Origin of the sequence: Streptomyces sp. ID05-39B (assembly GCF_033794725.1) — a bacterium.
Taxonomy (GTDB): domain Bacteria; phylum Actinomycetota; class Actinomycetes; order Streptomycetales; family Streptomycetaceae; genus Streptomyces; species Streptomyces bobili.
On record NZ_JARGEF010000216.1, the window covers coordinates 1 to 14,069 of the forward strand.

A 14,069-nucleotide genomic window follows, 5' to 3' on the forward strand; every position below is an offset into this window, starting at 1 on the left:
GTTGGGGCGGGGCCCCGCCCCAACACCCCCGGCCGCCGGACGGAAGTAGGCAACCCGGGGGTTTCCGCGCCCCCGGCCTGGTCAGGGATCCGGCGGGGTCCGGCACCCGCGCCTCAGCGAGGGCCTCGTCGCCTGGCCCGGAAGGCAGCGCGGGTGTTGCCTTGCTAGTGGAGGTGCTTCTTGGCGAAGGCCAGTTCCAGCGCTACCTGCTTGATGCGTTCGTCGACCACGAGGGAGCCGTGGCCCGCGTCGTAGCGGTAGACCTCGTGGGGGGCGTCTCTTGCTTCCAGGCGGGTCACGTAGTTGTCGATCTGGCGGATGGGGCAGCGGGGGTCGTTGACTCCGGCCGAGATGTAGACGGGGGCCTTGACCTCGTCGACGTAAGTGAGGGGGGAGGAGGCCCTGAAGCGGTCGGGGACCTCTTCGGGGGTGCCACCCAGGAGGGTGCGGTCCATGGCCTTGAGTGCTTCCATCTCGTCGTCGTAGGCCGCGACGTAGTCGGCGACCGGGACTGCCGCGATGCCCATGGCCCATGCCTCGGGCTGGGTGCCGAGGCCCAGGAGAGTCAGGTAGCCGCCCCAGGAGCCGCCGGTGAGGATGATGCGGTCGGGGTCGGCGAGGCCGGAGGTGACCGCCCACTCGCGGACGGCGGCGATGTCCTCCAGCTCGATCAGACCCACCCGGTGCTTCAGGGCGTCGGTCCAGTCGCGGCCGTAGCCGGTGGAGCCGCGGTAGTTCACACGGACGACCGCGTAGCCGTGGTCGACCCAGGCCGCGGGGCCGGCCGCGAAGGAGTCGCTGTCGTGCCAGGTGGGGCCGCCGTGGATGTCGAAGACGGTGGGGAGCGGGCCGGTCGCGCCCGCCGGTTTCTGGACCAGGGCGTGAATGCGGCCGCCGGGGCCCTCCACCCACACGTCCTCCACCGGCACCGAGCCGGGGGACTTCATGCCGGGCGGGTCCAGGACCGGCTCGCCCGTCGTCGAGCGGACGGTGGGCGGCTCGGCCGCCGAGGACCACAGGTACTCGACGCTGCCGTCGGGGCGGGCCGTCGCACTGGAGACCGTGCCCGGAGGGGTCGGTACGCGCACGAGTTCCCGGCTCGTCAGGTCGTAGCGGAACAGTTCGCCGCGGGCCTCGAAGCTGTGCGAGACAAGGAGCCCGGAGCCGTCCGGGTACCACTCCGCGCCCACGTCGCCCGGCAGGTCGAGGGCCAGGTCGGTCCGCTCGTCCGTCGCCACGTCCCACACCATCGGCTCCCAGCGGCCCCGGCGCTGGTGGCCGATGAGCAGGCGGGTGTCGCCGTCGACGGGGGCGAAGCCCAGGACCTCCAGGCCAAGCTCCCGCGTGCCGCCCTCGGTGTCGTCGAGTTCGGCGACCGTGGAGCCGTCGGGGCGCAGGACGCGCAGCGCGGAGTGCATCGCGTCGCCGTGCTCGGTGTGCTCGATCGCGATGAGCGTGCCGTCGTGGGACAGGTCGCCGACGCCCGCCGACTCGCGGTGGCGGTACAGCTCCACCGGTGCCTCGGCGAACCGCGCGACATGGATGGTCGTACCGTCCTCGTCGGTCGAGCGGCCCACCACCGCCGTACGGCCGTCTCTGCCCAGGGCCAGGCCCGCCGGGTACGAGGGGTCGAGGCCCGGCGTCGCCAGTTCGTCCTCGCCGCCCGCGAAGGGCTGGCGACGCCAGACCCCGAACTCGTCGCCGTCCTTGTCGTCGAACCACCAGATCCAGGCGCCGTCCGGGGAGAGCACGCCGTCCGTCGTGCCGTTGGCCCGGTTCGTCACCTGACGCTGTTCGCCGGTGGACCGGTCCCAGGCATACAGCTCGTACGTCCCTGTCGCGTTCGACACGAACAGGGCGCGGTCCGGAGCGTCCTGCGCCCAGTCGGGCAGTGACACCCGGGGCGCCCTGAAGCGCTTCTCCCAGTCCGGCATCTCCTCGTACCGCTGCGGTGCGGCCGACCCGTTGCTCTCAGTCATGGCCCCATAGTGCCCGCCCCGGCGGACATCGGAGCACCACGGTCTCCAGCCTGTGGACAACCCGGGCCCTGGGGACAACTTCTTCACCCACCCCCGCAGGCCGACTTCCGCGTCCGGCCCCGTACCGTTGTGGGCGTGTACCGGTTTCTGCTGACGCCCCGTTGGTGGGGGATCAACGTCTTCGTCCTGCTGGCCATCCCCTTCTGTGTGTTCATGGGGTCCTGGCAGCTGAGCCGGTTCGAGGCGCGCGTGGACGACCAGCGCACCGCCGAGGCGCAGGCCGACTCGGCCCGTACGGAAACGCCGCGCCCGCTGGCCGAGATGCTGCCCGTGGACAAGGCCACATACGGCAAGCGGGTCACCGCGAGCGGGCGGTACGGCGAGCAGCTGCTCGTCCCGGACCGCGAGCTGGACGGCCGCCAGGGCTTCTATGTGCTGACGCTGCTGCGCACCGACGGCGGCAGAACCCTGCCCGTCGTGCGCGGCTGGCTGCCGGGTACGGCGGATGCCGCCAAGGCCCCGGCCCCGCCGGCCGGCGAGGTCAGCGTCACCGGCGCGCTCCAGGCGTCCGAGACGCCGGGTGACAACGGGGTGAGCGCTCAGGGCGGGCTGCCGCCCGGCCAGACCGGGGCGATCAGCACGGCGTCGCTGGTCAACCTCGTCGACGACGACCTGTACGACGCCTGGGTCACCCTCGGAACCGCCGACGCGGGGATGACGGCGGTGCCCGCGAGCGCGCCGAGCGGAACCGGGCTGGACCTGAAGGCGTTCCAGAACCTCGGCTACACCGGCGAGTGGTTCGTGTTCGCCGGGTTCGTGGTGTTCATGTGGTTCCGGCTGCTGCGCCGCGAGGTCGAGTTCGCGCGGGACGCGGAGCTGGGGATCACCGAGCCGGACGTGCCCACGTCACCCGAGACCGCGTCACCCGAGGTGGGGTCGTCGCCCACAGCCCAGGCCGAAGCCGAAATCGAAGCCGAGGCCGAAACCCCCGCCGCCCCCGAGCCTGCTCAGGACGCCGACGTGGAAGCCAGCACGCCCGTCCGGTAGACCGTCCCGGCGCACGCGTTCGACACCGTCGCGCTCGCGGTCGGCGAGCCGCCGTCCGCCGTGTACGTCACCAGGACACTGCCGTCGACCGTGCCGTCCGCGGTGAACATCTGCGGGGCCGTGCCGCTGGCTCCGCCGGTCGTGCCGGTCGCGGCACCGCTCTGCTCGCTCGGGGAGGGCGCCGGGGACGGCGAGGGGCCGCCGGTGTCGCCGCCGTTGCCGGTGCCGCCGGTGGTGGGGCAGGTCTCGGAGGGAACCCAGGCGAACTTCACGTCGTACGCCGATCCCGGGGCGAGGGCCAGCTGGGGGACGTAGAGGGACGGGTCGGGCAGGCCCGCCGCCGCGTCACCGGAGGTGTGCTCGACGAGGCTGATCTTCGCGGGGTCGGCGGCACCCTGGGCGCTGGACGTCACGGACGCTTCCCCGCCGACGGTGCAACCACTGTCGGAGACGTTGACGACGCGGAAGGTGCCGTAGACGATGCCGGCCGCGTCGGGGACCTCGACGGCGGCGCTGGAGTCTCCGAGCTGGGACGGGGTGCAGGTGGGGGCGTCGGCCGGGGAGGTGGCGGCGGGGCCGGTGCCTTCGGTCGCGCCGGTCGCGCTGCCGGAGTCCTTCTGGCCCGCGGTGTTCCCGGTGCTGTCCGGGTCCGGGCGGCCGGTGGTGCCGGCGGAGTCGCCGATCTTGCCGGAGGAGCCGCCGTCGGGGCCCTTGCCCGCATCGGCGCCGCCCTGGGCCTGGGAGGCCTGGCCTGCGATGGAGGGGTTGGCGTCGGAGCCGCCGGAGTTGGAGACGTGCAGCAGGGCGGGGACCGCGGTGCCGACGAAGAGGGCCGCTGCGGCCATTCCGACGGCGGCCTGGCGCTTGCGGGCCCGGCGGGCGGGTACGGCCCGCCGGAGGTGGTCCAGCGTCCCGTCGACCGGCTCCATCTCCTGGACGGCCCTGTGCAGCATCCGGCGCAGTGCCAGCTCGTCCGAGTCGAGCCCTTCGGGGCTCTGGTCGTCGAGGTGGTGGTTCACAGTTCCGTTCCCAGCGTGTGGTTGCTTCGGTTCTTGCTTGTGCGGTTCTTGCTCGTGCGGTTCTCGCTCGTGCGGCTCTTGTGCGGGCGGTTCTTGTGCGGGCGGCTTCGGTTCCGCCGTCGGGTCGTGCGACGCGTACGGCTCGTGGCGCTCACGTGTGTCCTCGCCGTCGGGTTCCTCGCCTCGCGCCCTCACGCCGCCGCTCCCATGGCGACGCGCAGGGCGGCGATGCCGCGGGAGCCGTACGCCTTGACCGAGCCGAGCGAGATGCCGAGGGTCTCGGCGACCTGGGCCTCGGTCATGTCGGCGAAGTAGCGCAGGACGAGAACCTCTCGCTGGCGGCGCTGGAGGCCCTTCATCGCCTGGATGAGGGAGTCGCGCTCCAGCAGGTCGTAGGCGCCCTCCTCCGCGCTGGCCATGTCCGGCATCGGCTTGGAGAGCAGCTTCAGGCCGAGGATGCGGCGGCGCAGGGCGGAACGGGAGAGGTTGACGACGGTCTGGCGCAGGTAGGCGAGGGTCTTCTCCGGCTCGCGGACGCGCTTGCGCGCGGAGTGGACGCGGATGAAGGCCTCCTGGACGACGTCCTCGCAGGAGGCGGTGTCGTCGAGGAGGAGGGCGGCGAGACCGAGAAGCGAGCGGTAGTGGGCCCGGTAGGTCTCGGTCAGGTGGTCGACGGTGGTGCCGGCGGCGGCCACCTCGTCGGTGTCACGCTGGCTGGGTAGGCGGGCGGGCCGCGCTGCGGGCATGGGCGCGATCACCGGCATGCCGCCGGCCGCGCCGGGCATGCGGGGTCGGAGGGCGTCGCGGGGCGGCCGTAGGGCCGTGCCGCGGATCGCCGGGAAGTCGAGTACCTCTGCCACGCCTGTTGGACACGCTCACCCCCCTCGGGGTTGTACGTGCCAACGGCGGGATTTGCGCCGGACGACGGAACGCCCGCCCGCGCCGGTACTCCTGACGCCCGTCTCGCACCCGCCGGCAGCCGCCCGGACGGCGTCTCCCATGCCCTCATGTGTCCCGCTCTTCCCCTGTATGCCATTTGAACGGGCGTCCCCACGCCCCGATCCCGGCGTCCCCGAACGCCGTGATCACCCGACCGCTCACCCGCGAAGGGTGACGACAAAGACGCTCCCCGCGCTCCGCGTGGTTGCGGAGTGCGGGGAGGAAATCTCGGGACGAATCTCCGGATGCGACCCCGGATACAACTCCAGGTGGATCTCTGGACGGATTTCCGGACGAATTTCCGGACGAATTTCCGACCGGACCTCCGAACGGACCTCCGAACGGACCTCCAGGTGGATCTCCGGACGGATCTCCGGATGAATCTTCGGACGCCAAAGGTGTCCGATACAAGTGGTTGCCGCCGTCGACCGGCTCACACCCGGTGCAACAGATCCTACAAACGCCGCAGCTCGGGGCCAGCGGATTTACGGTCGCCGGCCCCCGCACCCTCAACCCTTGCGCCCGCCACGGAGGTCACGCGTGCTCCGCCGCCAGCAGTTCGGCGATCTGCGCGGTGTTCAGGGCGGCCCCCTTGCGCAGGTTGTCCCCGCACACGAAGAGTTCCAGCGCCGTGGGGTCGTCGAGCGCCCTGCGCACCCTGCCGACCCAGGTCGGGTCGGTGCCCACGACGTCGGCGGGCGTGGGGAACTCCCCGGCGGCCGGGTTGTCGAAGAGGACGACACCCGGGGCGGTGGCGAGGATCTCGCGGGCGTGGTCGACGCTCACCTCGTCCTGGAAGCGGGCGTGGACGGTGAGGGAGTGCACGGTGATCACCGGTACGCGCACGCAGGTCACGGCGACGGGCAGCTTCGGCAGGCCGAGGATCTTGCGGGTCTCGTCCCGCACCTTCATCTCCTCCGAGGACCAGCCGTCCTCGCGCAGCGACCCGGCCCACGGCACGACGTTCAGCGCGACCGGTTCGGGGAAGGGTCCCGTCCGGTCCCCGACGGCCCGCCGTATGTCACCGGGGCTGGTCCCCAGTTCCGTACCGGCGACCATCGACAGTTGCCGGCGCAGTGTCTCCACCCCGGCCCGGCCCGCCCCGCTGACCGCCTGGTACGACGAGACCACCAGCTCGCGCAGGCCGAACCCGGAGTGCAGCGCGCCCAGCGCGACGATCATCGACAGGGTGGTGCAGTTCGGGTTGGAGACGATGCCGCGCGGCCTGTTGCGCACCGCGTGCGCGTTGACCTCGGGGACGACGAGGGGCACGTCCGGGTCCATCCGGAAGGCGCCGGAGTTGTCCACGACGACCGCGCCCTTGGCGGCGGCGAGCGGCGCCCACCGCTCGGCGACCTCGTCCGGCACGTCGAACATCGCGACGTCGACGCCGTCGAAGGCCTCCTCGGTGAGCGCCACCACCTCGACCTGTTCGCCGCGCAGGGCCAGCTTGCGGCCGGCCGAGCGCGGCGAGGCGATCAGTCGGATCTCGCCCCAGACGTCCGCGCGCTGGGACAGGATCTGCAGCATGACCGTGCCGACCGCTCCGGTCGCTCCCACGACCGCGAGCGTCGGTCGTCGGGTCATCGCCCGGTGCCCCCGTAGACGACGGCCTCGTCGCTGTCGGAGTCGAGCCCGAAGGCGGTGTGCACGGCGCGTACGGCCTCCGGGACGTCGTCGGCGCGTGTGACCACCGAGATGCGGATCTCGGAGGTCGAGATCAGCTCGATGTTGACGCCCGAGTCGGACAGCGCCTTGAAGAAGTCGGCGGTGACGCCGGGGTTCGTCTTCATGCCGGCGCCGACGAGGGAGATCTTGCCGATCTGGTCGTCGTAGCGCAGCGACTCGAAGCCGATGCCGCCCTTGTTCTTCTCCAGGGCGTCGAGCGCCTTGCGGCCCTCGGACTTCGGCAGCGTGAAGGAGATGTCCGTGAGGCCGGTGGAGGCCGCGGACACGTTCTGCACGATCATGTCGATGTTGATCTGGGCGTCGGCGATCGTCCGGAAGATCGTGGCCGCCTCGCCCGGCTTGTCCGGCACGCCGACGACCGTGACCTTGGCCTCGGAGGTGTCGTGTGCGACACCGGAGATGATGGCCTGCTCCACCTGCTTGTCCCCTTGCTCGATCGACTCGCTGCTGACCCAGGTGCCCGGAAGTCCGCTGAAGGACGAACGGACGTGGATCGGGATGTTGTACCGGCGGGCGTACTCCACACAGCGGTGGAGCAGCACCTTCGACCCCGAAGCGGCCAGTTCGAGCATGTCCTCGAAGGAGATCCAGTCGATCTTCCGGGCCTTCTTCACCACGCGCGGGTCGGCGGTGAACACGCCGTCGACGTCGGTGTAGATCTCGCACACCTCGGCGTCGAGGGCCGCCGCGAGAGCCACGGCGGTGGTGTCGGACCCGCCGCGCCCCAGCGTGGTGATGTCCTTGGTGTCCTGGCTGACGCCCTGGAACCCGGCGACGATGGCGATGTTGCCCTCGTCGAGCGAGTCACGGATCCGGCCCGGCGTGACATCGATGATCCGGGCTTTGTTGTGGACCGAGTCGGTGATGACACCTGCCTGGCTGCCGGTGAAGCTCTGGGCCGAGTGGCCCAGGTTCTTGATCGCCATGGCCAGCAGGGCCATGGAGATCCGCTCTCCGGCGGTCAGCAGCATGTCGAGCTCGCGCCCGGCAGGGATCGGGGATACCTGCTCGGCGAGATCGATCAGCTCGTCCGTCGTGTCGCCCATCGCGGAAACCACGGCCACCACCTGGTGGCCGTTCTTCTTGGCTTCCACGATCCGCTTGGCGACACGCTTGATGCCCTCGGCATCGGCTACGGAGGAGCCTCCGTACTTCTGCACGACAAGGCCCACGTGCGCTCCTCGCTCAGTTTGTCTTTTTCCGCACATACGCCCTTGTACTGCGGTCGGCTCAGTCTAACGAGCACCCGAAATCCGCCTCCGGGATGCCGCATGGTGAGACTCCCGGAGGCGGTCCGGGCAGGTCGTCCAGGACACTCCCTGCCCACTGACGCCGAAGTGATAGCTGTGAATTAAGTTTCAAGCACTATCGTGCGGCTGTGCGTGTACTCCTGGTGGAAGACGACGAGCCGGTCGCCGAGTCCCTGCGGCGCGGCCTGAAACGGTACGGCTTCGAGGTGGAGTGGGTCACCACGGGCGCCGCCGCCCTGGCCCACCCCGGCCCCTACGACGTCGTCCTCCTCGACCTCGGGCTGCCCGACACCGACGGCCTCGACGTCTGCAAGGCCCTGCGCCGGCGCGGTGACGTGCCGATCATCGTGATCAGCGCCCGCAGCGACGAGACGGACCGGGTGGTCGGCCTGGAGCTGGGCGCCGACGACTACGTGTCCAAGCCGTTCGGCGTGCGCGAGGTCATCGCGCGGATACGGGCCGTCATGCGGCGCGCTCAGCCCCGTACGGCCGAGGCGGCGGGCCCCGACCGGTACGGCTCCCGTCTGACGATCGACCGCAAGGGGGCCCGCGTCCACCTGGACGGCGAGGAGATCACGCTCACGCCGAAGGAGTACGACCTGCTGGCCTTCCTCACCGAGGAGCCGGGCGCGCTGATGTCGCGCGAGCAGATCATGGAGGCGGTCTGGGACGCGAACTGGTTCGGGCCGACCAAGACGCTGGACGTGCACGTGGCGGCGCTGCGGCGCAAGCTCGCCGGGGCGATCAGCATCGAGGCGGTGCGCGGGGTCGGCTTCCGCCTGGAGATCACCGGCGGCACCGCGTCATGATCCGTCAGCTCATCCGCAGCTACGTCCTGCTGGTCGCCGTCGGCCTCGGCCTGTTCACCGTGCCGGTGGCCTTCACACTCACCGCCCAGCTGCGCGACGACACCGAGCTGTCCGTGAAGCGCGAGGCCACGACCATGGCGCTGCTGCTGGGCAACGGCGACACCGCGTCCTGCCAGGCCCTGGAGGAGATGGCCAGGGCCTACGCCGAGGAGACGCACGACGAGGTGCAGGCCACCGCCACCGCCCAGTGCGCCACCGGACTCCCCCGGCCACGGCAGGACGCGGCCCTCACCGACGCCCTGGAACAGGGCGAAGGGACCACCAACTGGGGCTCCGACTTCATCTGGGGCAGCGACCTGGTCATCACCGCCCCGGCGAGGCAGGACGGCCGGCCCGTCGGCGCCGTACGGATCGTGTACTCCACCGACAACCTCACCCACCGCCTGTGGACGATCTGGGGCTTCAGGGCCGGACTCGCGGTGGCCGTCCTCACGGTGGCCGCGCTGATCGGCGCGGTGGTCGCCCGGCGGCTCACCGCCCCGCTGCGCCAGCTCAACGACATGGCGAGCAAACTCAGCGACGGCGACCTGACGGCCCGCGCCCCGGTCACGGGCCCCCAGGAGACACAGACGCTGGCCCGCACCCTCAACCAGGCCGGTGAGCGCCTCGACACCCTGGTCGCCTCGCAGCGGATCTTCGTCGCGGACGCCTCCCACCAGCTGCGTACGCCGCTGACCGCGCTCCGGCTGTCACTGGACAACATCGCCGACGGCGTCGACGACGAGTTCGTGCGCGAGGACGTGGAGCAGGCGACCGCCGAGGTGGTGCGGATGAGCCGGCTGGTCAACGGGCTGCTGGTGCTGGCCCGTGCCGAGGCCAAGGTGGCGGCCGCGGAGCCGTTGCCGCTGCGGGACATCGTCACCGAGCGCCTGTCGGTGTGGAGGCCGGCCGCCGACGAGCGCGGAGTCACCATCGCGCTCAGGGGGAGTGCCGACGACCGGCCGCTCGTGCTGGCCACCACCGGTCATCTCGACCAGGTGCTGGACAACGTGCTCTCGAACGCCCTGGAGGTGTCACCGGACGGCGGGACGATCACCGTGCGGACCGAGGCCCGCGGCGGCACGGTGCTGCTGGAGGTCCTCGACGAGGGGCCCGGCATGTCCGACGCGGAGAAGTCCCGCGCCTTCGACCGCTTCTGGCGCGGCCAGGGCCTGACCGGACGCTCCGGCTCCGGCCTGGGCCTCGCCGTCGTCAAGCAGCTGCTGACGGACGACGGCGGCACGGTCACCCTCGCGGACGCCCCGGGCGGCGGCCTGTGCGTCCGGATCACCCTGCGGGCGGGGCAGCGTACGGGCTGAAGGGCAACACCCGCATGCGCCGTCAACCCTCCACTATGCGCCGTCAGCCCTCCGGTACGGGCCGTCAGCCCTCCGGCATCGCCGAGGAGTGGTGGTTGACGATCTTCCAGGTGCCGTTGCGCTTCTCGTACTCGTACGTGTAGCGGGCCTCGACGACGCGCTTCTCGCCGGTGTCGTGGTCGGTGAGGGTGAACGCGTACACGCCGGTGTCGATCGCGGAGTTGTCGTCGAGGACGGTGACGATCGTCTGGACCTTCTTGCCGACGGGCTTGTTCTCCAGGAAGTGGTCCATGTAGTCGACGATGCCGGCGCGGTCGGTGCGGACCTCGTTGGAGAGGGTGGGCAGCAGGACCGCGTCCTTGGCGTACAGGTCGGCCACCTTGTCCGAATCCCCGGTGCGCAGCGCGGCGTTCCAGGTGTCGAAGAGGGACGCGATCTGCTTCTTCGTGGGCTTGGGGGATTTCTCGGGGCCGGCCACACCGACTCCGACCGTCACCGTGGCAGCGGTGACGACAGCGGCGGCGGTGACGAGGGCGGCTCGTATGCGGGTCTTGCGAGTCATCGCAACTCCTGTGCGGGAAGTGCCTGTTGGGATGACTCAAGACTCGCGTCCGGACGGTTAGGGCCCGTCCAGCCGTCGTACAGGGGACGTGCAAGTCCCCTCCAAATCAAGGGGAGGGCCGCTTTATCGCGTTGTCGCACGTCGAGTGGCCGTTCATCGAGCGGCGCTCTGTCGCGTGGCCGCATTCCCGCCGCGGTCGCGGACCAGGCTGACGCCGGCGCCGAGCGACACGACGCCCATGCCGCCCGCCGTCATCACACCCTGCGAGCCCTCGATCGCGAAGGGGCCGCGGCGGCGTCGCAGAGGTTGAAGAGGAAGAGGAACCACAGGGCGGGGCGGGAGGAGAGCAGCTTCCTCATCCCGGTCGTCCTTGGGGGATCGGGATCTTCGCTTGCGAGATTCAACGATCCCTTTTCCGGGCCGCCGCGACGAGGTGGCACCCTCCCGAAACGATGGTGTAGGCGGTTACACCCCCGCGATGGATCCCCCCGGCCCACGGCGGCCGGGAAAGGCCGCGGGACCTGAAGTCTGTCGTGCGGATCAGCCCCAGCCGACCCGGCCCCAGCCGACCCGGCCCCAGCCGACCCGGCCCTAGCCGACCCGGCCCGATCCCAGCTGGCCGCCGATCTCCTCGGCCATCACGCGGCCCGCCTCGAACTCCAGGGTGTCGTCACCGTCGCCCTGGTCGGTGTCCAGACCGTCCAGCTCCTCCAGGGGCTGGTTCAGGCGGACGTGCGCCAGGACCGAGTGGAGGGCCCGCAGGGTCGCCGAGGCCGTGGTGCCCCAGTTGGAGAAGTAGGAGAACTGCCACCACCACAGCGCCTCCGAGGTGCGGCCGGCCCGGTAGTGGACCATGCCGTGGCGGAGGTCGGCGATGACATCGGCGAGGTCGTCGGAGATACGGGCCGGGACGGGCGCCTTACGGGGCTCGTACGGGTCGAAGACCTCGGAGTAGACGTCGACCGGCTCCAGGAGACGGGCGAGGTTCTCGCGCAGTTCGTCGGCGTCCGGCTCGAAACCGGGGTCGGGCTCGTAGCGCTCGTCGGGGACGATGTCCTCGTGCGCGCCGAGGCGGCCGCCGGCCAGCAGCAGCTGGGAGACCTCCAGCAGGAGGAAGGGGACGGCCGAGTCCGGCTCGTCGCCCTTGGCGACCTCGGAGACGGCGACCAGGAAACTCTCGATCTGGTCGGCGATCTGGACCGCGAAGTCGTCCGGGTTCTGCTCGGTCGCGTGCAGCTTGGCGTCAGACATCTAGGAGTCGTCTCCCCTCGAAGGCGCGGCCGAGTGTGACCTCGTCCGCGTATTCCAGGTCGCCACCCACCGGGAGGCCGCTGGCCAGGCGGGTGACCTTCAGGCCCATGGGCTTGATCATGCGGGCGAGGTACGTGGCCGTCGCCTCGCCCTCGAGGTTCGGGTCCGTGGCGAGGATCAGCTCGGTGACCACGCCGTCCGCCAGGCGGGCCAGAAGTTCCCGGATGCGGAGGTCGTCCGGGCCGACGCCCTCGATGGGGCTGATCGCCCCGCCCAGCACGTGGTACTTGCCGCGGAACTCACGGGTGCGCTCGACGGCGACCACGTCCTTCGGCTCCTCGACCACGCAGATGACGGAGAGGTCGCGGCGGGGATCACGGCAGATGTTGCACAGCTCCTCCTGCGCCACATTGCCGCAGGTCGCGCAGAAGCGGACCTTCGCCTTGACCTCCATCAGGCACTGCGCGAGACGCCGCACGTCCGTCGGCTCCGCCTGGAGGATGTGGAAGGCGATCCGCTGCGCGCTCTTGGGACCGACGCCGGGGAGCCGCCCCAGTTCGTCGATGAGGTCCTGGACCACGCCTTCGTACAACGGACTGCCGTCCTTCCTGGGTCTCTTGCAGTACGTACGGTAGTTGGCCGCCACCCGTCCTAGGAAGGCGGTGTGAGCCTCGCGCGGGCGACGAACATCAGATCGGCCGGGCCCGGACGGTGCCGGACAGGGCCACAACGGGGCGGAACCGGGTCAGAAGGGCAGACCCGGGATGCCGCTGCCGCCGCCGAGGCCCTGCGCGAGCGGGCCGAGCTTCTGCTGCTGCAGGTTCTGCGCGTTCTCGTTGGCCGCCTGGACGGCCGCGACGACCAGGTCGGCAAGGGTTTCGGTGTCCTCGGGGTCCACCGCCTTCGGGTCGATCTTCAGGGCACGCAGTTCGCCGGCGCCCGTCACCGTGGCCCGCACCAGGCCGCCGCCGGCCTGACCGTCGACCTCGGTGTTCGCCAGCTCCTCCTGGGCACGGGCCAGATCCTGCTGCATCTTCTGAGCCTGCTGAAGCAGCTGCTGCATGTTGGGCTGGCCACCACCGGGAATCACGATGAGCTCCTCTTCCGGACCTTGGTCGGTGCGGGTTTTTCCCGCTGGGCACGAGCCTACGTGGTCTGTGCGGGTGTCGCCCCAGCACTCTTTCGAGTGAGTCTCGGGTGTGGCCTATACCTGATCAAGGCCCACTTCCGGGCGGAAAAGAGGCGAAACCTTCCTCTTCGCCACCCATTGGGAGGTAGGAAAGGGTCCGGCGCATCAGCATCGGACGCGTCGAGGGGCGTCGGGCGCACCGGCGCGGGTCGTCGTCGTGCGTCGGCGTGCATCACCTGCGATCAGGTGGTATGCCAGGCGATCGGTCGGGATCGGTCGGAATCAGTCAGTCAGTACCAGTCAGTCGGTACCAGCCGGCGGGGCCGGTATCAGTCCGTATCAGTCGGGATCAGTAGGGAGTGCCGGGTGGGTCAGCAGCCGGAGATGCAGCCCGAGGGTCCGCCCCAGGACGGGCGGGGCGAGGGCGCGGCCGGGCTGCGGCCGGGCGATCTGACCGGGCGGGCCTTCCCGCTCGGAGACTGGGGCGAGCCCGCCGAGCGGCTCGACGAGCTGTACCGGTGGGTCGAGCGGGGGGCCCTGGAGACAGCCGCCTGGTATCTCGCCGACCGGGTGTGGAAGCGGCGGGGGGCGCGCGCGCTGCGCGGTGGCGCCGCGGCGGGAGCGGTGGCCGGGGCGGCACTTCCGCTCCTCGATCTCACCGGGGCGGTGGGCGGGGTCGCGCCCTGGGGATATCTGGCGCTGCTGGCGGCGGTCGCGTGCCTCGCCGTCGACCGGTTCTTCGGCGTCACCGCCGGGTGGATAAGGGATGTGGCCACGGCGCAGGCCGTGCAGCGGCGGTTGCAGGTGCTCCAGTTCGACTGGGCCTCGGAGAGTGCGCGGGAGGTCCTGGGACCGGCGGAGGGCACCGCCGGGGAGGCGGCCGAGCGGTGTCTGCTGGTGTTGCGGCGGTTCTCGGAGGACGTCACGGAGCTGGTGCGGGTGGAGACGGTGGACTGGATGGTGGCGTTTCGGACAGGGGCGGCGCCGATGGGCTTGCAGGGGATCGCCGCCTCGGCCTCCGGTGGTGGGGGACGGGG

13 protein-coding genes are annotated in these 14,069 nt (G+C 71.0%); 4 read left to right on the plus strand and 9 right to left on the minus strand.

Annotated elements, in window-relative coordinates; all coding sequences use genetic code 11:
* Window positions 1-164: 164 nt before the first annotated feature.
* Window positions 165-1,979: a prolyl oligopeptidase family serine peptidase gene (locus tag P1P75_RS32325; protein ID WP_319262300.1), complete on the minus strand. Its 1,815-nt coding sequence runs from the start codon at window positions 1,977-1,979 to the stop codon at window positions 165-167.
* Between the two features lie 135 nt (window positions 1,980-2,114).
* On the opposite strand from P1P75_RS32325, the gene P1P75_RS32330 reads away from it, so the two are divergent.
* Complete coding sequence (locus tag P1P75_RS32330) at window positions 2,115-3,026, plus strand: SURF1 family protein (RefSeq protein WP_319262302.1); 912 nt, start codon at window positions 2,115-2,117, stop codon at window positions 3,024-3,026.
* On the opposite strand, the gene P1P75_RS32335 is transcribed toward P1P75_RS32330, so the two are convergent.
* From P1P75_RS32335 to P1P75_RS32350, 4 genes are all read right to left on the minus strand, one after another.
* Window positions 2,987-4,045 (minus strand): hypothetical protein, encoded by a 1,059-nt coding sequence (locus tag P1P75_RS32335; protein WP_319262304.1) that lies wholly within the window; start codon window positions 4,043-4,045, stop codon window positions 2,987-2,989. The genes P1P75_RS32330 and P1P75_RS32335 overlap by 40 nt on opposite strands.
* Window positions 4,046-4,236: 191 nt before the next feature.
* Complete coding sequence (locus P1P75_RS32340; RefSeq protein ID WP_319262313.1) at window positions 4,237-4,830, minus strand: SigE family RNA polymerase sigma factor; 594 nt, start codon at window positions 4,828-4,830, stop codon at window positions 4,237-4,239.
* A gap of 688 nt (window positions 4,831-5,518) precedes the next feature.
* Window positions 5,519-6,571 carry an aspartate-semialdehyde dehydrogenase gene (locus P1P75_RS32345; RefSeq protein ID WP_319262306.1) on the minus strand — a complete coding sequence of 351 codons (1,053 nt, stop codon included), beginning with the start codon at window positions 6,569-6,571 and terminating at the stop codon, window positions 5,519-5,521.
* Window positions 6,568-7,845 carry an aspartate kinase gene (locus P1P75_RS32350; RefSeq protein ID WP_086772876.1) on the minus strand — a complete coding sequence of 426 codons (1,278 nt, stop codon included), beginning with the start codon at window positions 7,843-7,845 and terminating at the stop codon, window positions 6,568-6,570. Before P1P75_RS32350 ends, P1P75_RS32345 begins: the two co-directional genes overlap by 4 nt.
* Window positions 7,846-8,051: 206 nt before the next feature.
* Between P1P75_RS32350 and P1P75_RS32355 the strand changes: the two genes are divergently transcribed.
* Together P1P75_RS32355 and P1P75_RS32360 are read left to right on the plus strand one after the other, a co-directional pair.
* Window positions 8,052-8,732, plus strand: coding sequence for a response regulator transcription factor (locus tag P1P75_RS32355; protein ID WP_319262307.1), 681 nt, complete (start codon window positions 8,052-8,054; stop codon window positions 8,730-8,732).
* Complete coding sequence (locus P1P75_RS32360) at window positions 8,729-10,090, plus strand: HAMP domain-containing sensor histidine kinase (RefSeq protein ID WP_319262309.1); 1,362 nt, start codon at window positions 8,729-8,731, stop codon at window positions 10,088-10,090. Before P1P75_RS32355 ends, P1P75_RS32360 begins: the two co-directional genes overlap by 4 nt.
* A 64-nt stretch (window positions 10,091-10,154) precedes the next feature.
* Here P1P75_RS32360 and P1P75_RS32365 read toward each other — a convergent pair whose 3' ends face one another.
* The 4 genes from P1P75_RS32365 to P1P75_RS32380 all read right to left on the minus strand — a co-directional run bounded on the left by P1P75_RS32365 (window position 10,155) and on the right by P1P75_RS32380 (window position 12,993).
* Window positions 10,155-10,652: an SgcJ/EcaC family oxidoreductase gene (locus P1P75_RS32365; protein ID WP_319262310.1), complete on the minus strand. Its 498-nt coding sequence runs from the start codon at window positions 10,650-10,652 to the stop codon at window positions 10,155-10,157.
* A 591-nt stretch (window positions 10,653-11,243) separates the two neighbouring features.
* Window positions 11,244-11,903 (minus strand): DUF5063 domain-containing protein, encoded by a 660-nt coding sequence (locus P1P75_RS32370; protein WP_086772881.1) that lies wholly within the window; start codon window positions 11,901-11,903, stop codon window positions 11,244-11,246.
* Complete coding sequence (recR, locus tag P1P75_RS32375) at window positions 11,896-12,495, minus strand: recombination mediator RecR (protein ID WP_086772885.1); 600 nt, start codon at window positions 12,493-12,495, stop codon at window positions 11,896-11,898. Before recR ends, P1P75_RS32370 begins: the two co-directional genes overlap by 8 nt.
* Before the next feature lie 153 nt (window positions 12,496-12,648).
* Entirely contained in the window at window positions 12,649-12,993 is a 345-nt protein-coding gene (locus P1P75_RS32380) for a YbaB/EbfC family nucleoid-associated protein (protein ID WP_086772882.1), read from the minus strand.
* A gap of 405 nt (window positions 12,994-13,398) precedes the next feature.
* On the opposite strand from P1P75_RS32380, the gene P1P75_RS32385 reads away from it, so the two are divergent.
* A partial coding sequence (locus P1P75_RS32385; RefSeq protein WP_319262312.1) for an SLATT domain-containing protein occupies window positions 13,399-14,069 on the plus strand: 671 nt, incomplete at its 3' end.

Coding starts and splice junctions, on each gene's coding strand:
- P1P75_RS32370 (WP_086772881.1), bottom strand. CDS start 11,903: ATGTCTGACGCCAAGCTGCACGCGACCGAGCAGAACCCGGACGACTTC.
- P1P75_RS32345 (WP_319262306.1), bottom strand. CDS start 6,571: ATGACCCGACGACCGACGCTCGCGGTCGTGGGAGCGACCGGAGCGGTC.
- P1P75_RS32365 (WP_319262310.1), bottom strand. CDS start 10,652: ATGACTCGCAAGACCCGCATACGAGCCGCCCTCGTCACCGCCGCCGCT.
- P1P75_RS32325 (WP_319262300.1), bottom strand. CDS start 1,979: ATGACTGAGAGCAACGGGTCGGCCGCACCGCAGCGGTACGAGGAGATG.
- P1P75_RS32360 (WP_319262309.1), top strand. CDS start 8,729: ATGATCCGTCAGCTCATCCGCAGCTACGTCCTGCTGGTCGCCGTCGGC.
- P1P75_RS32340 (WP_319262313.1), bottom strand. CDS start 4,830: ATGCCCGGCGCGGCCGGCGGCATGCCGGTGATCGCGCCCATGCCCGCA.